Here is a 25,792-nt window from a genome sequence, read left to right on the forward strand (position 1 = left end):
GACCCTAGACAAGTCCCATCGTTGCAGGTCAGAAGCACTCTCCGCTTATTTGATCAAGCCTCGGACGCCCCGCCTCATGAAAGCGCGAGGCTAGCCGACCCGCCGGCGCGCCGCCCGGAAGCCCGTGTCATCCGCGGCCGTGACGACGCCTACCTGCCGACTTCCTGGGCCTTCCTACACGATGCGCAGGTGGCCGAGCACGGGTATGTGAGGTGGTGAGCCCTCTTCCGTTGGAGCCTCACCGCCCCGTGGGCTGTGGGGAACCATCCCACGCCGGGTACCCCGGGGCGCGTTCCGATGCCCGAACGGCTGGGTGGACTGCCAAGCGGCGTGGCTTGATGACGGTGAAGACGAACTGCGCCAACCGTCTCTGGTTCGTTCCCCGCAGGCCCGAGCAAAAAGGGGGCCACTGACGGGACCGAATCCGACCGACCACGGCAAGCTGGGATCGAAGATCCACCGGATCACCGATCGCAACGGACTGCCGCTGTCCCCCGGGTATCTCCAGTGCGAACATGCCTGACAGCCAGGGCCTGGAGCCGCCCGTGCGCGGCATCCTGCCCATCCGCTCCTGGCGTGGGCCTCGCCGCCGCAGGCCGACGAAGCTACACGCACTGCCTCACAGGCCAGCGCTCCTCTTGAAGTTGCTGAGGGTAGGGCCGTGACGGATGCTTGAAGGGGGCCACGCGGCGGGCATGGGACAGTCGCTCGCCATGGGCAGTAGAGGGGTGATCCAGCGTGGGCGCACCGACAGCGGGCGAGGATCGTTGGCTTGCCATCGCGAATGAATCGTTCAGAAACGGCTGGGAACGCCCCGGCCTCCCAGAGGAACAAATCTCAGCAGCCCAACCAACGCTTGAAAAGGCGATGCACACTTTGTACCGAGTGGCATCGGACGAATCACGCCTAGGTAGGTCGATCGGGGAGCCACCCGAGGAAGCTATCCGCCTCTACGCCGAAGTCATTACCGCTGGCGCCATCTCGCGCAGCTATTACCCTGGCGAAGAAGAATTGCGGGCGGAACAACTTCAAGCCTTCGCGAGCATCTACCTCGACATCATCGATGGCTGGTGGGAAGGCCCGCCCTAGTCGAGGGTGAGGTGAGTCATGCGCATGGGTACGTGGGGGCACTTGAAGAATCAGGCCGAGTACGAGATCAAGCGGATCACCTACATGGGCGCTGGCCTTGCCGGATTGGGCTTGTTTGGTGCGGGGGACCTGGGTGCGAGCGTCTTCCGCGACGCTGGCGTCCTACGCTTCGCCTTCCTCACCTGCGCCTTTCTGACAGCTGCGTGCCTGGCTCTCGCATGGGAGCCGTGCCAGCGCGCCCGTGCGGAGGTCGTGAGAGACCACAGCCATGAACTTGACGCTGACCGAGGGGCGAAGGAGTTGCCAGAGAGGATCGACATGTACCGCCGCAGGGCGTCGATCCTCCTAATCGTGACGGCAGCACTCCTCTTGGCCGCAGCCGGAGTAGCGGAGTGGTGGTAAGCCGCGAATCCGCACCATAGAAGAATCCCCGGGCTCTGATTGGATGCAGGCGGCGATACGGGTCGCGGAGCTTGTACCGGCCGAAGGAAAGTTGAGCCAGTGCTGCTGCCACAACTCGGTCAAGCCGCCGTTACGCCTCCAGGCATCTGCCGTACTCGTCCTCTCACACAATGACCTTTACCCCGGCGACCTCTCACCAAGAGAAACGACTTCTAAACCGTCAGTTTCTACATTGCCGGTCCTGTTCCGCATCGGCCCCGCAGATATGCCCAATGATTCGTTCCAGGTCCGACCGCGATGTTCGGGTGACGCCTCGGCGCGTCATCACATCGATCCGGGCCTGCTCCAGGTCTATGCGATCCAATGTGGAGCGGTGGGCCCGGCGGGGTCCCTGCCCTGTGCTCGACCCGACATCGAGCATGCCGTGGAGAAGCCAACTCGGCCGGCGCCGCTGCGTGGTCCGCATGTTCATCGTGGCTCTCCGCCGCGCGTGCTGTGTCGGGACGGCTCCGCGGTGTTGAGGAGCGTCGAGTCATGAAAACAACCGCCGTCGAACGTCGCGCCGAACTGCTACGCCTGTACACCGGGATGCCCTGGCAGTCCGCCCGACGCCGGGTCGAAGCCGCCATGCCCGGCTCCTTGCTGATCCCGCAACCGGACTCCGACCAGATGCTGCTGGAGGCCCGGGTGATGGCCGCACTGGCCTGGCGCCGGATCACCACTGTGTACCCATGGGGCATCAAGTACGTCGACCCGCGCTCTGACCGCCTCCTGGTCCGATTCGAGGCCGACCTGGCCGAGCGGCGCGACCCGGAGGAGTCCCAGGCGCTGGACCTGGCCGAGGCTCTGCTGCCGCGCTCCGACGAGTACGGCGACGTCAAGGGGGTGCCGGGGGCCCGTACCCACGTCGAGGACGGCCAGGTGGTGCTGCGCGTACCGAACACGTCCGCCTCCGTCACCCTGCTCGGTCTGGACCCCGACGAGTGGCTGCACGCGGTCGACGTCCAGGACCGGCGACTGGGCGCCTACGGCATGACGCCCTGCCACCACGACCGGCCCGCCCAGTGGCACCCGGCCGAGCTTCCCTACCGGCGGCCGGGCAGCCGGGGCACCGCGGCGTCGGCCTGGCTGACCAGCGGGCTGCTGCGCCGTGCCGGCGTAATCCGCACCCTGGGGGCGCCTCTGGCCGTGACCGGCTGGCTCGGCCACCACGAACGCGGCGGTGGCGAACGCTGGATCATCGACCCCACGTTCGCGGAAGGTTCCGGCGCCACCGGCCACCGACGGCTGATGGCACTGCTCGCGGCGCCCGACTGGGGCCTGCCCCTCACCACCGTGGACGAACACTGCTCCTGTCATCTGCCGCCCGGCTACAGCGACCAGTGCACCACCGTCGCCGCCGGCCTGGCCGATCGGCGCGGAGTGTTGGAGGTTCGCGCCATCCAGCGCCGCGGCGACCGCCTGAAGCAGATCCAGGAGCACCGCCCGGCAACCTTCGCTGCCCAGCAGCAGCTTGCCCTCTCCGTACCTGCCTGGGTCGACCACTGGCTCGAGCGCAGTGGGTCTCGTGCCCCGGAGGCGCCGGTAGTGGCATAGGGCCGGAACCAGGCAGCATGTGGCGCTGTGTAGGGCGGCGCGTGGTGGAGCCAGCGTGGCACGGCGATAGGCGAGAGTAGGCCCCCGGGACGGCGTCCCAGGGGCCTGCTGTTGGGGGGATCTTCGGCTAGATGGTCTCGCTGATGTCGTCCGGTTCCCGCTCGGCCGCCCCACGGCGGCGGGTGACGACCAGGGTGACGGCGCCGGCGACAACGAGGAGGCCGGCACCTCCGGCGATCCATGAGGTGGTGTCGGCGCCGGTGTGGGCGAGGGAACCTATCGGGGCGGCTGGCGCGGAGTCGCCGGTCGAGGTTGCGGGGGCGGATGGCGATGCGGTGGACGATGAGGCGTCGAGCGCGCTCCCGTCCGCGGTGGGCGAGGAGCCGGTGCCCGGCGTGCCGGTGTCAGTCTGCGTGGGCTTGGGAGCGCTGGTCGGGCTGCTGCTCGGCTCGTCGGTAGGTGCGGACGGGGTGCTGGTGGGCTTGGGCGTCGGCTTGTCCAAGGGGGTGGGCTTCGGGTTGGTCGCGGCGTTGGTGACGGTCACGGTCACCGGGGCGCCGGGGCCGGCGGTGAACGTCTTCGACGGCTTGTAGAGGTCGTAGCCGGCGGGGGCCTTGATCTGCATGGCCCAGAACTCTGCCTTCCGGCTGGACACCGGCAGCCCTGCGGAAGCCGTGCCTCCGGTCCCGGTGGTGAGGGTGAGGAGCGTCGTGTCACCAGTGCCGATGTTCACGGTCGCGCCGGCCAAGAGCTTGCCGGTCTTGTCGTCCTTGGCCTGCAGCAGGACCTTGGCGGCCTTGAACGGGTCGGTGATCGTCAGCCGGGTGGTCGCGCCCGGCGTGACGATCACGTCCTGGTCGGCCACGGCCTCGTGGAGGGGACTGCCGGAGGCGGTCTCCTTGAGCCGGTAGACGCCCGGCGCGAGGTCGGGGAAGGTCAGCTTCCCCTGGGCGTCCGTCTTCCCGTTTCCGGCCTCCTTGCCGGCGGAGTCGAGCAGCAGGAACGTGGCTCCGGAGAGCACGTCCCCAGCCGGGTCCTTCGTGGTGATTTCGATGCCGCCCGCGTCAGAGACGGGCGTCTCGGCGCGGGCCGTGGAGGGCGAGGGCATCGGGTCGGAGGACGAGGCGGCGAATGCGGCCGGGGTTGCGGCAAGCACGGCTGTAGCGGCCAGGGCGAGCGTGGGCAGGACGTGGTGGTGCTTCATGGTTGTTGCTCCGAGCGGGAGGTCGGTAGGGGGACGGCGGGCTCGTCGGTCAGCTGGCGGTGTCGCTCGTGCGCCGACGGCGGCTGATCAGGTAGAGGCCGGAGCCGCCGGCGAGCAGAGCAGCGGCGCCGCCGATCAGCCACGGCGTGGTGTCGGCGCCGGTGTGGGCGAGGGAGCCGGACGGCGGGGCGCTCGGCGGCGTCGGGGGCGTGCTCGGTGCGGCCGGGGGCGTGGTGGGCGGCACGCTCGGGCTCGGCGGCGGGGTGGTGGGCGGCACGCTCGGAGTGGTGCGGTCGGCGAGGGTGACGGTGACGTCGGTGCCGGGCTTCGCGGTGAAGGCGACCGGGGTGGTGTCGAGCTGGTAGCCGTCAGGGGCCTTGGCCTCCGCGGCCCAGTAGCGGGTGCCTGCTCGGAGGGTGACGTCCAGCTCGGCACGGGCGGTGCCGTTCGTGCTGGTGGTCAGGGTGGTGAGGATCTTGCCGGGGGTGTGCTTGCCGGTCTTGTCCGTCTCGTCGGTCCGAATGGTGATGACCGCACCCGCGAGGGCCTCGCCGGTGTTCTTGTCGACCTTCTTCACGAGCAGATCGGCCTTCTTGAACGGGTCGACGAGATCGAGGGGGTTGGCCTGGGCGGTGCGTCCGGCGGTGATGGTGATGGTCTGCTCGGGGACCAGGTCGTGCAGCGGGCTGCCGGAGAAGGTCTCGCGCAGCCGGTAGGTGCCGGCCCGCAGCCCGTCGAGGACGAGGACGCCTTGCTCATCGGTCTTGCCTTCGGCGGCCTGCTTGCCGTCCTTGTCCAGGAGCTGGAAGGCGGCGCCGACCAGCCGGGTGCCCTCGGGGTCCTTCTTGCGGATGGTGATGCCACCGAGCGCCTCGTCCACGGTGACGCTCGCCGCGTCCTTGACGCTCGTGGTACCGCCCGCGAGGAGCATGCGCTGGGCCGCGGGGTTCTTCGGGGTGAGGACCTGAAGGCCGGTGGCCGGCAGACCGTCGGCGGTCGCACTGATGCTCGCGGTGCCCGCAGTCTTCGCGGTGAACGACCAGCTCGCGGTACCGGCGTTGTCCGTGACGACCTTGCCGGATGCCGTGCCGGGGCCGGACTCGGCCAGCGCGACACTCACCTTGGGCACCGGGGTGCCAGCCTTGGTGGCGACCTTCACGGCAACGGTGACCTGGGTTCCGGCCGTGGTGGTCTTCACCTGGGGGGTGATCGTGAGGCTGTAGGGGCCGGCGAGGCGCTGGGCCTCGGCGAGGTAGCCCTGGGCGAGGGTGCGGGCGGTCGGAGACACGACGGGGTACGCGAGGCGCTGCTTGCCGCGGGCGCCGTCGAGGGCGTACGTGCCGCCGGCCAGGTATTCGTACACGACGGCGTCCACGGCCGCCGCTCGGGCGTTGTCGCGGGTCTGTCCGTACTTGCCGATCACGTACGCGGCCTGTGCGAGACGCTCCGTGGGCACGGCCTTGCCGGTCACCGACGAGGTCCAGGAGGTCACCGGCTGCGGGGCGCTGTAGCCGCCGGCGTCGGCGGGGCCCTTTCGCTCGGGGTCAGCACAGTAGGTCTCGACGTCGCCATGGACGGCCGGGCCGGGCGGACCGTAGGCGCCGATGTGGGAGGCGTCGGCGTTGCCTTCGGAGTCGGGGGTCGTGTAGCCGGGTCCCAGGGAGACGGGGGCGGGGGCCGCCTGGGCGGGAGTCCAGGCCAGGGTGCCGGCCACGCCGGCGGCGGTGGCCACGGCCAGGGTTCGAAGGACACCGCGAACGGTTCGGGCATGCACGAGGAAGACTCCTTGGATCGGGTGAGAGGAAGAGTTCAGAGGGATCGGCCGGGGCCGGGGCTCTGGGGAGGCGGGGCGACGGGCAGAGGGCCGGTCGTCTGCTTGGCCGGCGCTGGTGCGGCGACGTAGAGGTGCCGGCGGGTGTGGGAGGGGACGTCCTGGACGGCGCGGTGGACCGGCTCGGTGGAGATCAGCGAGGCGGTGAAGGCCGCGACGAGCGGGGTGGGCGTACCGGAGGAGAAGCGCGCCTGCCAGTGGGGTTCGCTCGGGTATCCGCCCCAGACCCTCCAGGCATGTTTGTCGGGTCCGATGGTGGCGTAGCGGTGCCGTATGCCCCCGAGCCCGTCTGGTGCGAGGAAGATCTGCGTGCCGTCGGTCTTGACCTGGTGGCTCCAGCCTCGGGCGAACAGCGGTGCGTACGCCTCGTGCGGCGCGATCTCGTCCTTGTGCAGCCAGTCGAGGTCGCTGTGCCGGTCTTCGAGGTAGAGGTCGAGGAGTTCGGTATGGAGGTCGTGCAGCAGCTCGACCGGTGTGGTGGCGTCGAGGGTGATCTGCCAGGAGGCCGGGCCGAAGGGGACGCGGTGGGCGGCGATGGTCCACGTTCCCTTGCGGGGCTGGTCGGGTTCGAGGACGAGGCTCGTCCACAGTCGCAGGCAGGGGCTGGTGGCGAAGGTGGTGTCCTCCTCGGGCTGGTGCAGTGACCAGTCCTTGTCGAAGGGGAAGGGCCAGGCGGTGTGGGCACTGATGGGGCCGGGTCCGGCCAGGTGGCGCGGAAGGACCTTCACCTTCTGGGCGGGGCCGAGCTGCTGGAACGGGTCGGTCGACACGAAGTGGCTCCTGGACAGGCCGAGCGAAGCGCTCGGCACAGGGATGGGAGGGCTGGGCTCACCGGGCGCGGCCACCGGTGCGGGCGGACGGCGGGGCGGGGGTCTTGTGAGCGGTTCGGCCCGCGGTGCGGCGCGTCGCCGACGCGGCCCAGGCGCCGGGGAACCAGACGGCGGTGTACTGCTCGATGGCGTCGCGCAGCCCGGTGGTGACGGCGCCCTCCCACGGCGGATTGCCGGGCCGACGGGACACGGAGAACCTGCCGTACTGCTTGCTGTTCACCGTGGTGTTGTGGGCCTCGTCGCGGCGGTGAAAGGTGCCGTGGTCCACGAAGTCGAGCGCCACCGCATCGATCTCGCCCCGATCCGCGTGGACGACCGCCAGACGCAGGCCGCCGAACGTGTCCGCGTAGATGCTTCCGGCGAAGCTGATCCGCAGCCGTAGCGGTGTGCCCGTGACGGGGGTGGCGTAGTAGGTGTTGCCCACGACGGTGCTGTCGGGGAAGGGGAGGCACAGTTCGGCGAAGAACTCGGGGGCATGCAGGGACAAGAGGTGTCTCCGGTCGAGGTCGAGCGGGTGTCAGCGGCGCGGGCCGGGCAGGGCCGGGCGGCCGGTCGTGGTGCTCCAGCGCGGGACGCTTGTCGCGGGAAGCGCGGCCGGACGGCGGGAGGCGACGGCCCGCTTCACGTCGAGCGGGGTCGGAGCCGGCGGGCTGGGCGGGAGGATGGGGGTGAGCTGGGCCATGCCCGCGACGTAGCTGTGCGTGTCCTTGCGCCAGCGCGGCAGCGGGGCCGGGTCGCAGACGCAGTCGGTGACGGCCTTGAGCAGGGCGACGGGGGTGTCGGTGCTGGCGGTGGCGTACCAGAAGGGTCGGTCGAGGGAGGTGCCCGCCCAGATCTCCCAGCGGGCCGAGCGGGTGGTGAGTTCGTCTTCCGAAGCGAGGTGTCCGACGGTGAAGTGGAGCGCGGCGAGCCCGTCGGGGGCTTTGACCGCGAAGGTGTCGGGCTCGGGGCGGTCGAGCTGCCAGCCTCGGTTGACGAGCACGGCGACGGCAAGGAACGGGTTGTGCTCCGCGCTGTCGGCCACGGGGCGCGTGAGGTAGGCGTCCGGGCCTTGCTCGTATGCCTGGGCGAGCGCGGTGGTGAAGGCGGTCACGAACTCCGTCGGGGTGGAGTCGTTGAAGCACACTCCCCACGCGGGCGGGCCGAAGGGGTCCTTGTAGGCGTTGATCCGCCACAGGCCGTCGTCCTCGCCTTCGGGCAGGAAGCCGAGGCGGACCTTGTGGTCTGGGGAGTTGACGTAGAGGTTGCCGAGGTCGTCGTGCTCCAGGTCCCAGCCGAGTGCGCGCAGCGGGGCGAGTGCGGGGTCGCCGATCCCGAGGGAGCCGGCGAGATGGCGGGGAGAGACGTAGACGTCCCCGTCGATGCCGGAGTGCGGGTCGGGCGCGGGGCTCATCGGACCGCCTGGGTGGTGACGGTGATCTCGTCGGCGGCCGTGTCGAGTCGCTCGTTGACCTCGGTGGTGTCGCGGCCGGTGACGATGTAGAACCCGGCGCGGGCGGTGAGCAGGTCTCCGTGCGGGGGCAGGAGGATCGCGTCGCCGACCTGGCGGGTCCAGCGCACCGGGTGCAGCCAGGGGGTACGGGCGGCGAATTCCTGGTTGATGTGGCGCTGGGTGAGGGTGCCGGAGGCGGTCGGGTAGAGCATGCGGATACCGGCGGTCTCGTGCCGGGTCGGGGTGAGGTCTGGGCTGTTTCCGCAGGCGAGGTCGGCTGCGGCCTTGGGCAGGTCGATGCCGGTGGCGAGGCGGACGAGGTGGCCGATCATGTCGCCGCCGATGCGGGCGTTGACCTCGATGAGGCGGGGGCGGCCTTCGACCAGGCGCATCTCGACGTGCTGGACACCGTCGGTGATGCCCAGGGCCTTGATCGCGGCGGCGGCGACCGGCGCGACCTGGGCGAGGAGCGGGTCGTCGGGGTCGACGGTGTGGCCGGTCTCCTCGAAGTACGGCGGCGGGCCGAGGCTCTTGCGGGTGACGGCGACGGCGGTGGTCTGGCCGCGGTGGGTGACGCACTCGACCGAGATCTCCGGGCCGTCGAGGTACTCCTCGACCAGGACCGCGGTGTCCTCGCGGCTCTGGCCGGCACCGGCCGAGGCGAAGGTGAAGGCGTCGGGCAGCTGCTCGGGCCGGTCGATGCGGATCACGCCGATGCTTCCGGCGAACGCGGCGGGCTTGAGGACGGCGGGGTAGCCGATGGTCATCGTCGCCAGCCCGGCCTCCACCAGGGACCGTGCCGTCATCGAGGCGGCCGAGGGCACGCCGTGGCGGGCGAACAGGGTGCGGGCGGTGGCCTTGTTGCGGCAGGCCCGCATCACCTCAACGGAGTTCGTGGGCAGTTCGAGCGCGCGGGCGAGGCGGGCGGTGGGCACGAGATGCCACTCCGACCAGGTGACCACGCCGGCCAGTTCGTGGCGCTCGGCGAGGGCGCGGCCGGCGGCGAGCAGATCGGTGGTGCTGTCGAGGTCGGCAACGGCGTGATCGACGATGTGCGGCTTCTCCCACGACGGCTCGGTGCCGGTCAGCAGGACCACGTCGTAGGAGGCGGCCACCTGCTCAAGGCAGTAACCGCGATAGATCTCATCGCCCGGCGAGACGACGAGCAGGAGGGGACGAGCAGACAAGAAGGGGCTTCTCCGTATCGGTGGAGGGCGGAAGCGGGGGACGTCAGGCGGCGCAGCGGCGGCGCAGCTCGAACGCGCCGGCCCAGCGAGGGTGGTCGTCGACCAGGCGGCGGGCATAGAGGGCGGTGAAGTTGTTGTTCAGCCCGACGACGCCGTCACGGCGCAGGTCCTCGAAGAGGTCCTTCACGCCGACGCGGGTGGCGCCGGCGGCGAGGCGGCGGGCAGCCAGGCGTTCCAGGGCGCGGTACACGTGCGGGTTGCGTGCGTCAAAGGCGTGGAACTGCTCGGTGATGGTGCGACCGCGTGCGGGGTTCGGGCCGAGAGCGACAACGGGCATGGGGTTCTCCACAGGCTGGGGAAGAGTGCGGCGGGGTCAGATGTGCAGGGCGGGATCGGTACGCAGGCGGGCGAAGGCGCAGAACAGCCCGAGCGCCTGCAGGGCGGCGCAGGCGGTGATGACGTGGCCCAGTGCCTCGGGCGGGGTGAGCGCGGTGAGCACGCCGGCGACGGGGAAGGGCAGCAGGAGGATGAGGATGGTCACCGACAGGGTGCTGCCGAACTTCTCCGGCGGGATGAGGCGGGAGCGCAGGGTCCGCAGGACCACGGTCATGCCTCCTTCGCCCGCCATGAGGAGGGCGACGAGGACCAGGTAGGAGCGGTAGTCGGGGGCCTGGGCGGCGGCGAGACAGGCGAGCGAAGCGAGGGCGGCGCAGGCGGCGCCGACCGGCCACAGGCCCAGGCGGTCGATCGCGAACCGGCAGATGGTGACGGCCAGGAGCGTCGCTCCGGCGGCAGCGGACCAGACCAGGCCGACGGCGGTGGCCGACTGCCCGAAGTGCTGGACGACGATCACGGGCCCGGCTGCCTGGAACAGGCCCGTGGCCAGGTTGGACACAGTGAGCCCGGTCACGAGCCAGCCGAGCGCGGGCAGAGAGCGGATAGTGCGCCATCCCGTGGCCAGGCCGGCGTTCGTCTGCTTCTTGGGCAGTCGGGCCGGGGCGACGGGCGAGGGGGGTGTGCGCAAGGCGAGCAGCGCGGCGAGCAGGGAGAGCGCGGTGATCGCCGCGAGCATCTGCGGCGGGCCGGTGAGCAGGAGCAGTCCGGCCAGCGCGGGGCCGGTCAGGGTCGCGGTCTGGTCGATGCCGAGCAGAACGGCCTGGACCCGGTGAGCGCGTGCACCGGCCCGGCGGCCGGCGGCGGCGCCCGCGGTCTCGGCCGCGATGTAACTGAACTCCGTGAGCACGCCGGTGGTCGCCGCGAGCGCCATCACAGTCACGCTCGCCACGGTGCCGGACGGGTGAAGGTAGAGCAGCACCGCGCCGGCGGCCAGGACCAGCGCCCGGCCCAGGGAGGCGAGGTGGAAGACGACGGAGGCTCCGCGCCGGTCGACGACCGACCCGGCCCACCCGAACGCGGCCAGCCGCGGGATCCACTCCAACGCGAAGGCGACGCCGGTCAGTGCGGCGGAGTTCGTGGTGGCCAGAACGAGGAGGGGGATGCCGTAGGTGGACATGGCGAACGCCAGGGCGTCCGCCGTACGCGGCAGGTAGATGCCGCCCATCAGCCCGGCGCTATGGCGCGCGTGCCGGGGCATGACCGCTGCGCTCACGCGACCGGCTCGGGCTCAGGTAGGGCGGTGACCTGCGGATTGCCGGCCAGCCACTGGAGCATCAACTCGCGAAGACCATCGAGGCTGGTCTCGGCCCGCGAGCCGTCCAGCGCGTCGGTCGCGAGCGAGGCCGCCAGGAGGTCGAAGGTGTGCCGGACGCGGCTGGTGAAATCACTGACCGGCTGCGGACGGTTGTGGTGGCGGGCCCATCGGGCGGTCGCGTCGTAGAGGTCGGCCAGGGCCGAGCCGGTCTCGGTGAGTTCCAGGCCGACGCCGGGCACGGACCGGACCAGGCCATGGGTGCGGGCCGTCTCGACAGCACAGCACAGGTGGTGTCTGGACAGGTCGGAGATGATGCCGGCCAGTCGTCGCGGCGGTATCGCCCCGTTGTCGTCGATCTCGGTGATGAGCCGGACCAGCGGCGGCGAGGCCAGCAGTGCGGTGGCCCTGTGCAGTTCGGCGGAGGTGAACAGGGTGGTCATCGGCGCGGGCCTCCCGCCGGGATGGCCGCCATCGGGCGGGCGGGCATGGCGTGGGAGAACAGGTCGCGGTTGCGCCACGTGGGCTGGTTGCTGGCCCATCCCTTCGGCGCGGGCGTCGCCTGGGGGTGCCCCCAGACCGGGTGCTGGTCGGCCTGGCGGAGGGGCTGGCCGGCGGACCAGGCGGACAGGGATCCGAGCACGGGCCCCAGGGCGTCGCCGGCCGCGGACAGCCGGTAGGGCTGGCCGATCCCGTCGGTGTCGACCAAGCCGTCGGCCACCAGCTGCCGCAGCGGCGGGTAGACGTTGGTCCAGTCGCTGCTGGGCATGACGATCCTGGCCAGGGTCCGACCGCTCGACTCCCCGCGCTGCTTGAGGACCCACAGCAGGGCGGCGGCGTGACGCCGGGTGAGCAAGGTCAGGCTGTCCTCGACCTGCTCGATCGCGGGCAGCGGCCGGTCCGGCCTCTCCAGGTGCTCCTCGGCCCAGGTGACGATCACCGGCAGCACCGGCAGCAGGTCGGCGCCACGGCCGGTGTGGCCGTAGGTGACGTGCCGCGCGGTGTGCTCGGCGCGCTCGACGAGCCCGGCGTCGCACAGCGACTTCAGCTTGGGGTGGAGCTGGCCGTTCAGCAGCCACGGCACCCGGGCCGCCAGCTCGCTGTAGCGCAGCGGCGGGCCGGAGAGCGCCAGCATGATCCTGACGTTCCAGCGCGGGGTGATCATGGCGAGGGCTTCGGTGACCCGGGCGATGTCGGCGTCGGTGTCGGGAGGCAGGGCGGTGATGGCCAAGGGAGGAACTCCTGGGAAGTGAAGAGGGATTCGCCTGCGGGTCAGCGGCTTCGCGCTGGGCTCTGGGCCGGGCGGGGCGGAGCTGGTACGGGCGGCGTGGATGCCGGCGGTGAGGCTGCGGGGTCCGGGGTCCGGGTCAGGCTCTGCAGGACGGCGAGCGCCGACTTGGTCTGGGCGTCGCGAGCGGCGACGGCTTCGGCGAGCCGGCGGGCTCCGTCGAGGAGGTGGGAGACCTCGTGCCGGTCGATCTGCCGTTCCGGGTTCAGGAGCCGGGCGAGCTGATCACGGTGGAAGGTGATGCTGCGCTCGGCGAGGGCGAGGTCGGTGTGCATGCCGAGCAGGGCGGCGAGCATCCCCGGTGGCTGGTCTTGGACACAGGCTTCGAGGTCGGCGAGCGGCGCGCCGTACAGGTCCTCGATCCGTCCGGCTATCTCGGTGGACGTGGGAGGGGGCAAACGGTGGCTTTCACGGTCGGCGGGCCCGGGCCGCCCCGGCGGGCGAAGGTGCCGGGGCGGCAGGCGGGGCCAGGGTGGTGGTGGCCCTGAGCTGGGCCATGCGGACGGGCCGGGGCCGCTGGTCGGGCGAGGGCATGGTGCGCAGCAGCTCGCCGAGCGCGGTGCGGTAGCCGTCTCGGGCGTCGAGCGCCGCCTCCAGCCACTGCGAGTCGAAGCGGAGCTGGTCCGCCGACAGCTCGCCCATGTCGCGGTCCGGTCGCATGTCCGCGTGGACGCGGTCGCGCACGCGGGCGACCTGCTCCTCGGCCAGGGCGAGGAAGGAGCGCAGTTCCATCGCCCGGGCCAGCGCGGGAGAGGCATCGGCGCCGCAAGCGGCCTCGTGCAGCTCGCAGACGGGGGCGCCGAAAACCTCCTGCAGCTCGCCGTCCATGGTGCTGGTCTTGATTCGCGCGCTCACCGCAGGGCCCTTCCCGCTCGTGCCACAGCCGGCGCGGGTACTCCCGCGGTCCGGCGCGCCGGGCTGGTCGGTACGGCCGGCCCCGTTCGGGAACGAAGGCGGGCCAGGCGTTCGGCGGCGAGGTCCGTCTTCCCCGGGGCGTCCGGGTCGAGGAGCCACCGCACGACCAGGGCCCGGCCGTCGCGGGCGGTGACGGCCGCGTTCACCCGGTGTGCGAGGCCCATCGTCGGGTCGTCGACCTCACTGGGCTGGGTCTCCAGCGCGGCGAGGAGATCGTCCTCGGCACGGTCGAGCGCGCTCTGGGCGTCGAGAAGCAGGCCGTGCCACTTGACGATGTCGGTGACGTACGGGTTCGCGGCCGGATCGTTGGTGACCACGGCCTTCAAGTGGTCCATGCCCATGGCGAAGTGGGCTTCGATCTGTGCGGTGAGCACGCCCACGACGTCTTCGCCGATGTCGGGTATGTCGTCAGACAAGGGAAGGGTTCCTTTCCGCAAGGCCGATGCCGGAGGGGAAGGCGGGGAGCTTGTCGTCGTCCCGGCAGTTCAGCCCGCGGGACGGTGCGGGCGCGGTTGCGGCTCTCAGTCGAGGCACATGCGGACGTCGCGATAGACGTACGTGCCGGAGACCCAGCCCTTGACGCCCGTGGTCCTGTCCGTGATGTAGAGCCAGTTGCCGCTCTTCTTGTGCACGGTGAACGTGTGGCTGCGGTAGAGCACGCCGAGGGCGGTGGACTTCGTGGTGGCCTTGGACCGGATGACGACGGCCGCGGTGTGCACCTCGTACGGCAGCGGGGGCAGGTCGTAGCAGCTGCTCGCGAGGGCCGCGGGCACGGCGGGGGGTGCCGCGCTGGCGGTGGCGGTGGACAGCACCGGCAGGGCGAGCGCGCCGAGCATCGCCGCGGAAAGCGCAATTCGGGTGGAGCGCATGCGGAAGAGACCTCCGTAAAGGCATGGGGGTGACATGGAATGGCGCCGTGGGAGTTGTCCCGGCGGCTGCAATAAGAGTCCGGAGAATCGCCGGTTTGGCTAACCGGCGATCGTCGGTTATGTTTCGCCGCTCCCGAAGGCCGTGGTGCTCAGCGAGTACGGCCCGGCGGGTGTGCGGCAGGGCCCTTCGGCAAGCCGGCCGGGCGGGTGGCTGCGGCTGTCGGACGGACCGCCGGAAGAGGACCGGCCTCGCCGTCGAGCCGGCTGAAGCACCAGTGCAGGGCCTCTTCCTTGGTGTCGAATCCGCCCTCGCGCAGGGTGTGGGTCCACGCGTCGGTGTCGACCTCTTCGACCAGGACGCGGAACGGGCTGGGGGCCCGCTCGTCCAAGGCGCGCAGCGCCACGACGGTGACCATGTCGTCCGGGTCGTCGCGGGTGTAGGAGTAGCCCATGGCGTAGTGGTCGCCGTCGCCGGCGAGGCGGCGCTCCAGGGCGCGTGTCGCCTCGTCCGCCGCAGGTGGCCCCAGCTTGGGATCGAGGCCGATGGCGTCGGGCGGGCAGCCGCGGTGGATGAGCCAGGACTGGGCCATCGAGGGCAGCGGCAGCCGTTCCCCTTCGAAGGAGAACGTCCTTGTGTCTCGGTCCCGTTGGAGGTGCAGGGCCATCAGCTGCGGCGCACCGGGGATTCCCCAGGTGACGGAGCCGTCGAACAGCACGTAGTAGCTGTTCACGCCGTCGGCGGAGTGGTGCGTAGCGAGCGGGGTGAGCATGTCCTGGCCCACGCCGACCGTGCGGTCGAAAGCGAGGAGGACCTCTTCGTCGGCGTCGAGGCCGTCCAGGTCGAAATCAACGACAGGGATGGGTTTGCGGGCGGACGCCGGATCGGTGGAGGGCAAGGGGGCCTTTCGGTGGGAGTCAGCGCCGCTGCGGCGGGGCGGACGGCCATGCCCCAGGCAGGGCCGGGGGTTTCGGCACCTGCGTGGTGGGCGGCCGTCGGGCGGCGAGCAGCGCGGCGCGGCCCGCGTCGGTCAGAGCGACCGGCTGGCCGGCGTGCAAGGGGTGGCCGGTATCCCGGACGACCAGGCCGGCGTCCTCCAGCTTGCGCACCTCGGCGTAGGGGATGCGGGTGCCGGAGGCGACGGTCACCGACAGCCGGCCGGTCAGCAGGTGTTCGTAGAGCTTGGCTCCGCCGGCGATGGCGAGCAGTGCTGCCTGGTCTTCGGTCGTGAGCGTGCCTTCGCTCTGGAGGGGTGCTGCTGTGGCGGCCTCGATGGGTTCCAGGGCCGCGAGCACCTTGCGGGCGGCGGCGTCACGTGCATCGGCGGCCTCCTCCATCTGGTCCACGGTGCGGTCGACGCGCTCGAACCAGGCGGCATCGACGGGGAACTCGCCGCTGGTCAGGCGGTTGAGGAGCTTCAGGTGGAAGGTGACGCCGGTCTGGGCCTTGGCCAGCTCGCGGTGCTCGTCGACCAGACGGGTGTGCGGTGGGTCGAGGACGCCGCGGTCGCGGTAGGCCCACAGCGTGTCGATGTCATGGCCGGTGGCGGCTTCGATGCGGTGGTCGAGCGGGGAGACCGCGCGCCGGGCTGCTGCCGGCGCGGGTTCAGGGGTCATAGGCGACGCTCCACGGGTTCAGCGGGTGTGATGGTGCGCGGGATTCTGCGCGGGGCGGGGCAGGCCCGGCATGGCGGAGAGCGGCGGACCGGGCCGGGGGACGGGAGCGCGGGTGGTCAGCTGCGGGGAGCGGGAGCGGGCCGCGTGGGTGCGGGCGCTCATGGGCCGGCGGTTCATCCCCAGGCGGCGGCCGACCTCGTCGTAGACGTCGTTGCCCGCGCGTGGCCGGACCGCGACGACGTGGATCTCCCGCTGGTGTGTGGACTCCGCGGGCGCCGGGCGCAGGCCGTAGACGACGCGCCATTCCTTGCGGGCGTCCACGAACAGCTTGCGGTAGCCCTCCAGGTCGCCGGTCAGGCGCAACCCGAAGCGCTCGGCGTTGACGACTTCCTGCAGGTAAGCCAGGGTGAGATCGCGGATATCGCCGGGTGCCTGCAGCAGGTCGGTCAGGGCACGGGGGTCGAAGCTGAGGCCGAAGGCCGGCTGCCCCGCGCTCATGACGCCGACTCGTCCGGCTCCGCGGAACCGGCGGGCTGCGCTGCGCTCGCCGATTCCGTACGGGCGGACGGCGGCGGGCCGGGCAGCAGGCGGTGCGCGGGCCGGTCGGGAGAGGTCATGCAGGCCGACAGCGGGCCGCCGGGTGCGCGGATCGCCGCGATGGCGTGGGTGAGGAAGTCCCGGTGCCACACGAACATCCCGGCGAGGCCGGCGTCGGGTTCCTTGTGCTGCTGGTAGGCGAGCCACAGGGCGTGCAGCCAGGCCACGACGTCGTCGTGCTCCTGCCACTGCAGGCACCAGGGTGCCGCGGTGGTGACCTCCGACCCGTAGACCGGGAGGAAGAAGTCGTCCACCCAGTCCGACAGGGCGTCCAGCTCGTCTTCGCGCTCCTCCCCCGCGAGTTCCAGAATCGGGCGGGGCTCCGGCGGCGCTGCGGAAGGCGGCCCGCCGAACCCGGGCATGCCGAACGCGGCGAACGGCGAGCGGTCCGGGGTCGGGGCCGGAGCGGAGGCGAGGTGGTCGAGCTGTCGGGCCTGCTGCGCCGACTGCTCCATGAGCCGCCTCACGCTCGCCTCGACGCTCTCCAGCTGCGGGTCTGAAATGCGAACCGGCTCCGGCTTCCCGCCGTCCGCGGGCTCTGTGGATTCAGGCATGAAAAGTACGGCCTCCTACGAGACACAGGTGGCGGAACACAGACCGGCCGGCGGATGACGAACACGCTCCGGCGTGAAGCCGCAAGAGACGGAGAAAAGGGGTGCTGATTGCCGCCGAAGGCAGCGCAGTTGGCGCCCTACACGGCGAGGACCACGTCGTCCTGGGTGAGGGTCTCGCGGAGCGTCTCGGTGAGCCGGTCGGACGCGATCGACGCATAGTGCGCGGTCTTCTCCACGCCGATGAAGTCGCGGCCTTCCAGCAGGGCGGCGACCCCGGTGGAGCCGGAGCCGGCACAGAAGTCGAGCACCGTGCCGCCCGGCGGGGCGATCTTGACCAGCTCGCGCATCACAGAGACGGGCTTCTGGGTGATGTGCCGGCGCTTCGAGCCCGAGGGCTGCGAGGCGCTGTACAGGCCGGGCAGGTAGACGGGGTTGCGGGAGCCGTCGATCGCCCCCTTGCTGGCCCAGACGATGAATTCACAGTTCTGCGTGAACCGGCCCTTTTGCGGCCTGGCCTGCGGCTTGTGCCAGGCCAGCACGCCTCGCCACAGCCAGCCGGCCGCCTGGATCGCGTCCGTGGTGACGGGGAGCTGGCGCCAGTCGGTGAACAGCAGCGCGGTGCCGCCGTCCTTCGCCGCGCGGTGGGCTTCGGTCATGATCTGCGTCAGCCAGAAGCCGTAGCTGCGCTGATCCATGTTCTCCCCGGTGAAGTCGGCGAGATCGTTCTTCGACTCGGCGGAGGTGTACTTCGCCTTGGCGGAGCGGGTGGTGCGCTCCTTCGCGGTCCTTCCGCCGCTGTTGTACGGCGGGTCGGTGATGACGGAGTCGACGCAGTCGTCCGGCAGACCGGCAAGGACGTTGAGGGCATCACCGTGGTGCAGGGAAAAAGGCAAAGAGAAACCCCAATTCGGGTATGGAAAAACGGAGGGAACTTCCCGTCGCGCGAAAGGAGTCCTCGCGGGCCGAAGTGGGGCATACAGAAGCCCAGGGCCGCAGACCGAGGGGGGCGAGGGGAGTCCAAAAACTGTAGAGGCGAAAACGCCGACGACCAAGAAGTGGGCTGCGGGGTGCCGGATTCCGGCACCTTCCGCACCACTTTTTGGTCAGCCGCCAATCCGCGCCTACTGTTTTTGAACCGCCCGGCACACACCGCCGCTGGCTACTCCCCCACCGTTCCTCACGGAGGTTTCCCCCTGCCCCGGCACACCTAGTTCACGGCCCGGCCGCGCGGAGCGAGCGGCAACTCGCCCCGCCGGCCCGTACCGATCGCCCACCCCGGCCGCCGCGCCCTTCCGACACGCCTCGCGCACGCGGCACGCCGGACACCGCACCCCGAAGGACACGTCCATGACGTCTCGCTACCCACCCCTGCCCGAAACCGCTGACACCCGAGCCGTCCGTTCCCGTTGAAGGCGCTCGCCGCCGGCATCGGCGTCGTCTTCCTCTCCCCGCTCCTGATCGCCGGCACCGGCATGACGCTGGCCGCCTCCTCCGAAGCCGCACAGACCACCGGCTCCTTCAACGACTGCCTTGCCGGCATCGACACCGGCAAGGTCGCCGACCAGGTCACCAAGATCCTCAACGGGGCCTCCGGCGAGGATGTCCGCGTCGAGGGCCTGGACCTGCCGACCGAGCAGATCCCCCACGCGGCGACGATCGTCGCCACCGGCATCAGCCTCGACGTCCCGAAGAAGGGGCAGATCATCGCGCTCGCCACGGCGATGCAGGAGTCACGGCTGCGCAACCTCAACTACGGCGACCGCGACTCGCTCGGCCTGTTCCAGCAGCGCCCTTCCCAGGGCTGGGGCACCGCCCAGCAGATCCGTGACCCGCTCTACGCGAGCGAACGCTTCTACAAGGCTCTTCTCGCGGTGGACGGCTGGCAGCAGATGACCGTCACCCAGGCCGCCCAAGCCGTCCAGAAGTCCGGCTTCCCCGACGCGTACGCGCAGTGGGAGCCGCTGGCAACCGCCCTGCAGAAGGCCATCGCCGCCACCTTCCCCGGCAGCCCCGACAGCCCCGACAGCCCCAACAAGGACACTGGCGACACCGCCCCCTCGGGCTGCAGCACGCAGGACGGATCCCAGTACGGGCCGATCCCCGAAGGCGCCGTCCCGAAGGGCTACTCGATCCCGAAGGACACCGACCCGCGCGCCCGCACAGCGATCGTCTGGGCGATGCACCAGCTCGGCACGATGTACCAGTGGGCCGGCTCGTGCACGGCCCCGCACGGCCCCGACCCGATGGGCCGCTGCGACTGCAGCTCACTGATGCAGCAGGCATACGCCAAGGCCGGCATCCAGCTCACTCGCACCACGTACACGCAGATCCACGAAGGCAAGGCTGTCTCCGTCAAGGCGCTCAAGCCCGGCGATCTGATCTTCAGCCGCGGTACCGCGGCCCGCCCGGAACACGTCGGCATGTACATGGGCGAGGGACTCGTGATCGAGGCCCCGCGCACCGGCAAGCCGGTCCGGATCACGCCGCTCAAGGACTGGGACGTCCTCGCCGCCCGCCGCGTCCTCTGACGCCCCCCTTCTCGCGCCGCTCGCGCACCCCTCTCTTTCTCTTCATCTCCGCCCGGGGCCGCTCGGCCCGCGCACGCAAGGAGCCCCGCCACACCCATGCCCCTCCCTCTCGCAGACCACGTCCTCCAGCTCGCCTTCGACCCAGGGATTTCGCCCAAGGGCGGCGGCCTGCCCGGACTCTCCGTGCTGAAGAACGTCGTCAACTCGATCAACATGTTCGGGATCATCGCCGTCGTCGGTGCCCTCGCCGTCTCGCTCGGCGTGTGGGCCTGGGGCCACCACACCGGTGGCCACCAGGCCGAGGCCAACGGCAAGAAGGGCGCGGTCGTCGCGGCCGGCGCCGCCCTCGGCCTCGGCGCCGCCAACGGAATCGTCGCGTTCTTCTCGACCCTCGGCTCGCAGGTCCAGTGATGCAGAAACCCTTCTCCACCTCGCCGCCGTCCTCGTACGGCGCCGGCTGGTCCGCCAACCGGCGCATCGCGATCGTCGCCTCCGTCGTCGCTGTCCTGCTGGCCATCGCCGCGGCCGTCGCCTGGATCTCAGGCGGCAGCAACGGCCATCAGGCCCCGGACGCCGCCGCTCCGGCCCCGGCGCCGAGCACGTCCTCCGAGGCCGCCCCGAAGCCCGCCGCGGGGTCCGGGTCCGTGCCTGATCCGCCGCGGATCGCCGAGCCGGTGGCCTACGCCAAGGCCGCGGCCCAGATGCTGTGGTCCTACGACACCCGCACCACCAGCCGCGACCAGCAGCTCGCCGGGATGCGGGCGTGGATGACCAGCGAGACCACGTACGCCGACTGGGCCTCCGTCGTCGGGCAGGTGCCCGATCCGGTGCTGTGGTCACGAATGGCCGACCAAGACCAGCACGCCACCGGCACGGTCCTCGAAGGCCACTACCCCGGCGCGTTCAAGCAGGCCCTGTCCGAAGATCCCTCCGCGATCACGAAGGCGTACATCTACGTCGTCACCGTCAACGGCAAGCAGCAGATCGCCTGGAAGAAGGGCGGCGCCGGCGCCGAGGCACGTGCCGTGACCCTCGCAGTGCAGTGCCGCCCCAGCCGCGACTGTGCTCTTGCCGCCATCGCTCCGAGCGTCACGCAGTGACCCGCGCCTGACACAAGAAAGGAGGAGCAACTCCTCGTGGGTTTTTGTGACTTCCCCCTGGCGGACAAGCTGTGCGCCGTCGGCGACGCGGTGGACTTCGCCTCCAACCCCGGCAAGGCCATCGGCGACTGGATGGCGAAGTCGGCAGGCGAGCTGGCCGCCGCTTCGGCCGACCTGGCCGCCGAGGCCGTCGACACCACCACCCGGGTGGACCTGAACGCCGGATGGTTCCGCGACAACTACGAGACGCTGCTGCCGCTGGGCCTGGTCCTGCTGGTCGCGACGTTCTGCGCGCAGCTCGTCCGCGCCGCCGTCCGCCGGGACGGACAAGCCCTCGCCCAGGCGTTCACCGGCACCGCGTCGGGCGTGCTGTTCGCGTTCTGCGCCATCGCCTTCACCACCGTTGCCGTCGAAGTGGTCGACGCCATCAGTGACGGGCTGTTCAAGGCCGCGCACCTGGACATCGAATCGGCCGTACGCCGCATTGTGAAGGTCAACCAGATCGGCGCCCTGGCAGGGCTCGGCTGGCTCGTGCCGGTCGTCGCCGGCCTCGGCGCCGCGATCGGCGCGGTCCTGTACTGGTGCGTGATGATGGTCCGCAAGGTCGGCATCCTCGTCATGGTCACGCTGGCGATCTTCGCGTCCGCCGGCGGCGGCTGGGAGGTCGCACGGCGCTGGCGCCGGGGCTGGATCGAGGCCACCGCCACCCTCGTGGTCAGCAAGCTGCTGATGACCGTGATCTTCGTGCTCGGCATCGGCGCCATGGGGCGGACCGAGGCCGACGACGGCGTGGCCGCCCTCGCCGATGTCCTGGCCGGCGTCGTCATCATGGTGCTCGTGCTGCTGTGCCCGTACGCCGTCTTCAAGTTCGTGCACTGGGCGGCCGACGGCACGGACGGCGAGTCCATCCACCGGGCCGGCGGCGCCGGAGCGCAGATCGCCAAGGCTCACGCCGAGAAGACAGCCCGCAAGGCCACAGCAGCGGCGGCCACCGCCGGAACCGGTGGCGCGGCAGCCGGAGCGAGCGCCGCCCCGCAGGGTCCGTCCGCGGCCGGTGGCGGCTTCCCCGGCGACATCGCCTCCCACCCGAGCGGCGGGGGCGGAAACAGCAAGGAAGGTTCGCAGAGTTCGCAGAGCGGCGGGGCGGGCGTCTCGCCCGGTGGTGATGCCGTCAAGTCCGGTCTGGAAAAGGCCGTGCAGCCCGCGCCGACGAGCGTGTCCGCCGACACCAGCGGCCAGGTGGGCGGCAGTCCGCAGCCGAATGGTTCCGGAACGCGCCCCGCGGCCGGCCAGGGCGGGGGATGGCAGTCCACTCCGCCGATGACGACCCCACCGCCGCAGGGCGCGCCGCCGTCCTCCGGCTCGCAGAGCGCCGCCTTCGGCCAACCGGCCTCGCCTGCGCCGCCGCCGGCCGGCTTCTGATTCCCTGCCCGACTACCGGGGGCGGGACGTGCACGCCACCTCCCGCCCCCGGGTTCCGCCCGCGTCCCCAGGACCCGCCCCTTGACTGATCTCGCCATCGCCCCGGTCACGGTGAAGTTCCCGCACCGCTCCCGCCGCGGCATCCTCCTCGGCCTCTCCCTGCCCCAACTCGTCCTCGTCTCCGCCTCCCTGGCCCTGCTGCTGGTGACGGTGGTGGCCACCGGGCTGCTCGGCGCCGTCGCCCTGGCCCCTCTGTGGGCGACGTCGGCCGCGCTCGTCGCGATCCGCCGCAACGGCCGCTCCCTCATCGACTGGATGCCGATCGTCGCTCGCCACGCCCACCGCCGCCGCACCGGCCAGACACTCTGGCTCGCCCGTCCCGTCACCCGCCCCCGGCAGGACGGCGTTCTGCACCTGCCCGGCAGCGCAGCCTCGCTGAAGGTGGTCACCCCCGGCGACTCCGCCAACGGCGCCGCGGCCGTGCACGACCCCCACCAGCAGACGCTGACCGCCATCGCCCGCGTCACCTCTCGCGCCTTCGTCCTCCTCGACCCCGCCACCCAGAACCACAACGTGGCCAGCTGGGGACGCGCGCTGGCGAGCATCGCCCGCAGCGGGCACCTCGCCACCGTGCAGGTCCTGGAACGCACCGTTCCCGACAGCGGGGACACCCTCACCCGCCACTGGACCCACAACGGACAGCCCCAGGCCCCGGTCGCCGGCCAGATCTACTCCGAGCTGGTCGCCTCCGCCGGCCCCGCCGCCGCCCCGCACGAGACCTACCTCGCCATCTCCCTCGACCTCAAGGCCGCCAAGCGGCTCATCGCTCAGGCCGGCGGAGGCTTGCCCGGAGCGTTCACCGTCATGGAACAGACCACCGCCTCCATCGCCCAGGCCGCCCGCAACGCCGGCCTCCAGGTCACCGGATGGCTCAGCTCGCGCGAGATCGCCGCCGTCATCCGCACCGCCTACGACCCCAAGGCCCTCGGCGCACTCCAGCAGTGGTCCGAGACCGGCCGCGCCGAGGCCGACCCGGCCGCCGCCGGGCCCGTCGTCCAGGTCGAGGAGTACGACCGCATCGCCACCGACAGCGCACGGCATGCGACGTACTGGGTGGAGAACTGGCCGCGCACCGAGATCGGCGCCGGATTCCTGCACGGGCTGATGTTCACGGCCGGCGTGCGACGCAGTCTCTCCCTCGTCTACGTACCGCAGGGGCTCGAGTCCGCCCTGCGGGACGTCCAGCGGAAGAAGGCCGCGATCATCGCCGACGCCAACGAACGCTCCCGCCGGGGACAGGTCGACAGCGAGGAAGACTCCGTCGAGTACGCCGACGTCAAAACCCGCGAACGCCAGCTCATCGCCGGACACGCCGACGTGGCCCTGACCGGCCTGATCACCGTCACCGCCGAGACCGACGCCCTCCTGGATGCCGCCTGCGCGCAGATCGAAACCCACGCCGTCACCTCGGGCGTCGACCTGCGAAGGCTCAACTACCAGCAGCCGGACGCCTTCGCCCTCAGCGCGCTCCCGCTCGCCCGGACCGCCCTGTGACCCAGGCCCGCCCCGGTCCTGCTGGCCCCCTCCAATCGTCTGCGGCGGAACCCCCGTCGCCACCCCTGCCTTCCAGCAGGAAGGACCACCACCTTTGACCTCCCCCGCCCACCCGGCCGACGCCCACCCCTATCTCCGCGCCGCGAACGCCGGAGTACGCCACCACACCCGCGCGCTGACACCGTCGGACACGGGCCCGCCCCCGCCGGCGGACCGCCTGCACCTCGACGTGCTCCACGCCCACCTCACCACCGTGCACCAGCTCCTCGACCGCCTCGCCGAGACCACCCGGCCACCGCACCCCGCAGCCGGCCGCCGCCTGGCCACCGCTCACACCCACCTGTGGCAGGCCGCCAGCGAAGTCCACGCCGCCTTCCACCTGCTGCCCAGCAGCACGACGGCGGGCACCGAGGCGAGCGCATGCCGTCCGGAGCGGCTGCCCGAGGGGCCACCCATGCTGACCATCTGCCAGCGCCACCTCGCCGCCGGCCACGTCATCCGGCGCAAGACCACCCCCACCGACCTCCGCGCGCACACCACGGCCTGCGCGCGATGAGCACGACCCGCAGAAACGAGGGCCTCCGATGAGTCACCGGCCCGCACGCCGCGCCCGCCGCGCCTCCGCCAGCCCGCTGTTCACCCCCCACGGCACCGACCGGGCCAGCCGAAAGACCGCTCGCCGTCAGCTCGCCGAAGCCGCCGCCAAGGCCCGCGCGGAAGCCAGCGCCCACCAGGCCGAGACCACGACGGCCGAACACGACATACCGGCACCGCTCTACCCTCCGAGCGGACGCCCCGGCTCCGCCTCCGCCCGCCACAACCGGCTCAAACTCCCCGCTCACCGCATGACCACCGCCGTGGCCGCCGGCGCGTATCCGTTCCTCGCCGAAGGCGGCCTCGGCGCGGAAGGCATCTACATCGGGCGCGACGTCCACGCCGAGGCGTCCTTCGTCTTCGACCCATTCGCCCTGTACGGCAAGGTCGAGGGCTTCACCAACCCCAACATCCTCCTGGTCGGCGTCATCGGCCAGGGCAAGAGCGCGCTGGCGAAGTCCTTCGCGCTGCGTTCGATCGCCTTCGGATACCGCGTCTACGTGCCGTGTGATCCGAAGGGCGAGTGGACACCGGTGGCCGAGGCCCTCGGCGGACGGTCCGTGGCCCTCGGGCCCGGGCTGCCCGGCCGGCTGAACCCGCTGGACGCGGCCCCGCGTCCGGCGAGCGTCTCGGAGGCCGACTGGGTCGGCGAGATCCGCAAGCGGCGCCTGCTCCTGCTCGGCTCCCTCGCCCGGACCGTCCTGGGCCGGGACCTGATGCCCATGGAGCACACCGCCCTGGACATCGCCCTGGACGCCGTCGTCAGCCACGCCGCCGCCACCGGCCGCACCCCGCTCCTCGGTGACGTCGCCGCCGCCCTCAACAACCCGAGCGCGCTCGACGAAGCCGCCGGAATCATGTCCGGGCAGCTCGGGGACGCCGCCCGTGACCTGGCCCACGCAATGCGGCGCCTGGTCCACGGTGACCTCGCCGGGATGTTCGACGCCCCCTCCACCGTCGCCTTCGACCCGAACGCGCCGATGCTCACCATCGACCTCTCCCGGCTCGGCGGCTCCGGAGACGACACCGCCCTCGTCCTGGCGATGACCTGCGCCTCCGCCTGGATGGAATCCGCCCTCTCCGACCCGAACGGAGGCAGGCGCTGGATCGTGTACGACGAGGCATGGCGCCTGATGCGGCACGTCGGCCTGCTGCAACGCATGCAGGCCCAGTGGAAGCTGTCCCGCGGACTCGGCATCGCCAACCTCCTGGTGATCCACCGCCTGTCCGACCTGCTCACCGCCGGCGACGCCGGATCACAGGGCCGTGCTCTCGCCGAGGGCCTCCTCGCCGACTGCTCCACCCGCATCATCTACCGCCAGGAGAACGACCAGCTCCAGGCCGCGGCCTCCCTCCTCGGCCTCACCTCGGTCGAGATGGACGCCATCGCACACCTCAACCGCGGCCGGGGCCTGTGGAAGGTCGCCGGACGATCATTCATCGTTCAACATCTTCTGCACGGCCACGAGCTGGCGCTCTTCGACACCGACGCCCGCATGCACTGAAGGACCCATCCGTGCCCGATATCAGCCACCCCG

At 71.4% G+C, this 25,792-nt stretch carries 28 protein-coding genes and 1 pseudogene; 10 read left to right on the forward strand and 19 right to left on the reverse strand.

Features of this window, described 5'->3' with window-relative positions; translation table 11 throughout:
* Window positions 1–391 precede the first annotated feature (391 nt).
* The 3 genes and pseudogenes from ACFW22_RS25885 to ACFW22_RS25895 form a co-directional block, all read left to right on the forward strand.
* Window positions 392–611 (forward strand): annotated as a pseudogene (locus ACFW22_RS25885) (IS5/IS1182 family transposase); the annotation flags it as partial.
* Window positions 612–738: 127 nt separating this feature from the next.
* Window positions 739–1,089, forward strand: coding sequence for a hypothetical protein (locus tag ACFW22_RS25890; RefSeq protein ID WP_386408854.1), 351 nt, complete (start codon window positions 739–741; stop codon window positions 1,087–1,089).
* 936 nt (window positions 1,090–2,025) lie between these two features.
* A complete protein-coding gene (locus ACFW22_RS25895; RefSeq protein WP_386408856.1) occupies window positions 2,026–3,087 on the forward strand; it encodes a hypothetical protein in 1,062 nt (353 codons plus the stop codon).
* Window positions 3,088–3,214: 127 nt separating this feature from the next.
* Here the strand turns inward: ACFW22_RS25895 and ACFW22_RS25900 are convergent, their stop codons facing one another.
* From ACFW22_RS25900 to ACFW22_RS25990, 19 genes are all read right to left on the reverse strand, one after another.
* The gene (locus ACFW22_RS25900; RefSeq protein WP_386408858.1) at window positions 3,215–4,291 is read right to left on the reverse strand and encodes a SpaA isopeptide-forming pilin-related protein; all 1,077 of its coding nucleotides are present in this window, start codon (window positions 4,289–4,291) and stop codon (window positions 3,215–3,217) included.
* Window positions 4,292–4,340: 49 nt separating this feature from the next.
* Complete coding sequence (locus ACFW22_RS25905) at window positions 4,341–6,065, reverse strand: collagen binding domain-containing protein (protein ID WP_386408860.1); 1,725 nt, start codon at window positions 6,063–6,065, stop codon at window positions 4,341–4,343.
* A 35-nt stretch (window positions 6,066–6,100) separates the two neighbouring features.
* Window positions 6,101–6,892 (reverse strand): DUF317 domain-containing protein, encoded by a 792-nt coding sequence (locus ACFW22_RS25910; RefSeq protein ID WP_386408862.1) that lies wholly within the window; start codon window positions 6,890–6,892, stop codon window positions 6,101–6,103.
* 58 nt (window positions 6,893–6,950) lie between these two features.
* Window positions 6,951–7,439, reverse strand: coding sequence for a hypothetical protein (locus tag ACFW22_RS25915; protein WP_386408864.1), 489 nt, complete (start codon window positions 7,437–7,439; stop codon window positions 6,951–6,953).
* Between the two features lie 30 nt (window positions 7,440–7,469).
* Window positions 7,470–8,345 carry a DUF317 domain-containing protein gene (locus ACFW22_RS25920; protein ID WP_386408866.1) on the reverse strand — a complete coding sequence of 292 codons (876 nt, stop codon included), beginning with the start codon at window positions 8,343–8,345 and terminating at the stop codon, window positions 7,470–7,472.
* Window positions 8,342–9,571, reverse strand: coding sequence for an ATP-grasp domain-containing protein (locus ACFW22_RS25925; RefSeq protein WP_386408868.1), 1,230 nt, complete (start codon window positions 9,569–9,571; stop codon window positions 8,342–8,344). Before ACFW22_RS25925 ends, ACFW22_RS25920 begins: the two co-directional genes overlap by 4 nt.
* Window positions 9,572–9,614: 43 nt before the next feature.
* Complete coding sequence (locus tag ACFW22_RS25930; RefSeq protein ID WP_386408870.1) at window positions 9,615–9,908, reverse strand: hypothetical protein; 294 nt, start codon at window positions 9,906–9,908, stop codon at window positions 9,615–9,617.
* A gap of 36 nt (window positions 9,909–9,944) precedes the next feature.
* Window positions 9,945–11,180 carry an MFS transporter gene (locus ACFW22_RS25935; protein WP_386408872.1) on the reverse strand — a complete coding sequence of 412 codons (1,236 nt, stop codon included), beginning with the start codon at window positions 11,178–11,180 and terminating at the stop codon, window positions 9,945–9,947.
* A complete protein-coding gene (locus tag ACFW22_RS25940; protein ID WP_386408874.1) occupies window positions 11,177–11,662 on the reverse strand; it encodes a regulator in 486 nt (161 codons plus the stop codon). The genes ACFW22_RS25935 and ACFW22_RS25940 overlap by 4 nt, the downstream gene beginning before the upstream one ends.
* On the reverse strand, window positions 11,659–12,450 hold the full coding sequence (locus tag ACFW22_RS25945; protein WP_386408876.1) for a winged helix-turn-helix transcriptional regulator: 792 nt from the start codon (window positions 12,448–12,450) through the stop codon (window positions 11,659–11,661). Before ACFW22_RS25945 ends, ACFW22_RS25940 begins: the two co-directional genes overlap by 4 nt.
* Before the next feature lie 41 nt (window positions 12,451–12,491).
* Complete coding sequence (locus ACFW22_RS25950) at window positions 12,492–12,905, reverse strand: hypothetical protein (RefSeq protein WP_386408878.1); 414 nt, start codon at window positions 12,903–12,905, stop codon at window positions 12,492–12,494.
* 10 nt (window positions 12,906–12,915) lie between these two features.
* Window positions 12,916–13,335, reverse strand: a complete 420-nt coding sequence (locus ACFW22_RS25955) for a hypothetical protein (RefSeq protein ID WP_386408984.1) — start codon at window positions 13,333–13,335, stop codon at window positions 12,916–12,918.
* 23 nt (window positions 13,336–13,358) lie between these two features.
* Window positions 13,359–13,838 carry a hypothetical protein gene (locus ACFW22_RS25960; protein ID WP_386408880.1) on the reverse strand — a complete coding sequence of 160 codons (480 nt, stop codon included), beginning with the start codon at window positions 13,836–13,838 and terminating at the stop codon, window positions 13,359–13,361.
* Between the two features lie 105 nt (window positions 13,839–13,943).
* On the reverse strand, window positions 13,944–14,258 hold the full coding sequence (locus ACFW22_RS25965) for an SH3 domain-containing protein (RefSeq protein WP_386408986.1): 315 nt from the start codon (window positions 14,256–14,258) through the stop codon (window positions 13,944–13,946).
* A gap of 182 nt (window positions 14,259–14,440) precedes the next feature.
* Window positions 14,441–15,187 (reverse strand): hypothetical protein, encoded by a 747-nt coding sequence (locus tag ACFW22_RS25970; RefSeq protein WP_386408882.1) that lies wholly within the window; start codon window positions 15,185–15,187, stop codon window positions 14,441–14,443.
* Window positions 15,188–15,206: 19 nt separating this feature from the next.
* Complete coding sequence (locus ACFW22_RS25975; RefSeq protein WP_386408884.1) at window positions 15,207–15,905, reverse strand: hypothetical protein; 699 nt, start codon at window positions 15,903–15,905, stop codon at window positions 15,207–15,209.
* 18 nt (window positions 15,906–15,923) lie between these two features.
* Window positions 15,924–16,403, reverse strand: coding sequence for a hypothetical protein (locus ACFW22_RS25980; RefSeq protein ID WP_386408886.1), 480 nt, complete (start codon window positions 16,401–16,403; stop codon window positions 15,924–15,926).
* Window positions 16,400–16,957: a DUF4913 domain-containing protein gene (locus tag ACFW22_RS25985; protein WP_386408988.1), complete on the reverse strand. Its 558-nt coding sequence runs from the start codon at window positions 16,955–16,957 to the stop codon at window positions 16,400–16,402. Before ACFW22_RS25985 ends, ACFW22_RS25980 begins: the two co-directional genes overlap by 4 nt.
* A gap of 236 nt (window positions 16,958–17,193) precedes the next feature.
* Window positions 17,194–17,949, reverse strand: coding sequence for a DNA-methyltransferase (locus tag ACFW22_RS25990; protein WP_386408888.1), 756 nt, complete (start codon window positions 17,947–17,949; stop codon window positions 17,194–17,196).
* Between the two features lie 513 nt (window positions 17,950–18,462).
* On the opposite strand from ACFW22_RS25990, the gene ACFW22_RS25995 reads away from it, so the two are divergent.
* From ACFW22_RS25995 to ACFW22_RS26025, 7 genes are all read left to right on the forward strand, one after another.
* Window positions 18,463–19,584, forward strand: a complete 1,122-nt coding sequence (locus tag ACFW22_RS25995; RefSeq protein ID WP_386408890.1) for a C40 family peptidase — start codon at window positions 18,463–18,465, stop codon at window positions 19,582–19,584.
* A 96-nt stretch (window positions 19,585–19,680) separates the two neighbouring features.
* Window positions 19,681–19,995 (forward strand): DUF6112 family protein, encoded by a 315-nt coding sequence (locus ACFW22_RS26000; RefSeq protein ID WP_386408892.1) that lies wholly within the window; start codon window positions 19,681–19,683, stop codon window positions 19,993–19,995.
* Window positions 19,995–20,684, forward strand: coding sequence for a hypothetical protein (locus ACFW22_RS26005; RefSeq protein WP_386408894.1), 690 nt, complete (start codon window positions 19,995–19,997; stop codon window positions 20,682–20,684). Before ACFW22_RS26000 ends, ACFW22_RS26005 begins: the two co-directional genes overlap by 1 nt.
* Before the next feature lie 36 nt (window positions 20,685–20,720).
* Complete coding sequence (locus ACFW22_RS26010; RefSeq protein WP_386408896.1) at window positions 20,721–22,106, forward strand: ATP-binding protein; 1,386 nt, start codon at window positions 20,721–20,723, stop codon at window positions 22,104–22,106.
* An 81-nt stretch (window positions 22,107–22,187) separates the two neighbouring features.
* Window positions 22,188–23,660, forward strand: a complete 1,473-nt coding sequence (locus ACFW22_RS26015) for an SCO6880 family protein (RefSeq protein WP_386408898.1) — start codon at window positions 22,188–22,190, stop codon at window positions 23,658–23,660.
* Window positions 23,661–23,754: 94 nt separating this feature from the next.
* Window positions 23,755–24,216: a DUF6238 family protein gene (locus tag ACFW22_RS26020; RefSeq protein WP_386408900.1), complete on the forward strand. Its 462-nt coding sequence runs from the start codon at window positions 23,755–23,757 to the stop codon at window positions 24,214–24,216.
* A gap of 28 nt (window positions 24,217–24,244) precedes the next feature.
* The gene (locus ACFW22_RS26025; RefSeq protein WP_386408902.1) at window positions 24,245–25,759 is read left to right on the forward strand and encodes a VirB4 family type IV secretion system protein; all 1,515 of its coding nucleotides are present in this window, start codon (window positions 24,245–24,247) and stop codon (window positions 25,757–25,759) included.
* Window positions 25,760–25,792: the final 33 nt, after the last annotated feature.

Source organism: Streptomyces sp. NPDC058872, assembly GCF_042743065.1.
GTDB lineage: Bacteria > Actinomycetota > Actinomycetes > Streptomycetales > Streptomycetaceae > Streptomyces.

Bases quoted from the DNA above. Each gene is read 5' to 3' on its own strand.
- ACFW22_RS25895 (WP_386408856.1), top strand. From the start codon at position 2,026: ATGAAAACAACCGCCGTCGAACGTCGCGCCGAACTGCTACGCCTGTAC.
- ACFW22_RS25900 (WP_386408858.1), bottom strand. From the start codon at position 4,291: ATGAAGCACCACCACGTCCTGCCCACGCTCGCCCTGGCCGCTACAGCC.
- ACFW22_RS25920 (WP_386408866.1), bottom strand. From the start codon at position 8,345: ATGAGCCCCGCGCCCGACCCGCACTCCGGCATCGACGGGGACGTCTAC.
- ACFW22_RS25930 (WP_386408870.1), bottom strand. From the start codon at position 9,908: ATGCCCGTTGTCGCTCTCGGCCCGAACCCCGCACGCGGTCGCACCATC.
- ACFW22_RS25940 (WP_386408874.1), bottom strand. From the start codon at position 11,662: ATGACCACCCTGTTCACCTCCGCCGAACTGCACAGGGCCACCGCACTG.
- ACFW22_RS25955 (WP_386408984.1), bottom strand. From the start codon at position 13,335: ATGGACGGCGAGCTGCAGGAGGTTTTCGGCGCCCCCGTCTGCGAGCTG.
- ACFW22_RS25965 (WP_386408986.1), bottom strand. From the start codon at position 14,258: ATGCTCGGCGCGCTCGCCCTGCCGGTGCTGTCCACCGCCACCGCCAGC.
- ACFW22_RS25975 (WP_386408884.1), bottom strand. From the start codon at position 15,905: ATGACCCCTGAACCCGCGCCGGCAGCAGCCCGGCGCGCGGTCTCCCCG.
- ACFW22_RS25980 (WP_386408886.1), bottom strand. From the start codon at position 16,403: ATGAGCGCGGGGCAGCCGGCCTTCGGCCTCAGCTTCGACCCCCGTGCC.
- ACFW22_RS25985 (WP_386408988.1), bottom strand. From the start codon at position 16,957: ATGGAGCAGTCGGCGCAGCAGGCCCGACAGCTCGACCACCTCGCCTCC.
- ACFW22_RS26000 (WP_386408892.1), top strand. From the start codon at position 19,681: ATGCCCCTCCCTCTCGCAGACCACGTCCTCCAGCTCGCCTTCGACCCA.
- ACFW22_RS26005 (WP_386408894.1), top strand. From the start codon at position 19,995: ATGCAGAAACCCTTCTCCACCTCGCCGCCGTCCTCGTACGGCGCCGGC.
- ACFW22_RS26025 (WP_386408902.1), top strand. From the start codon at position 24,245: ATGAGTCACCGGCCCGCACGCCGCGCCCGCCGCGCCTCCGCCAGCCCG.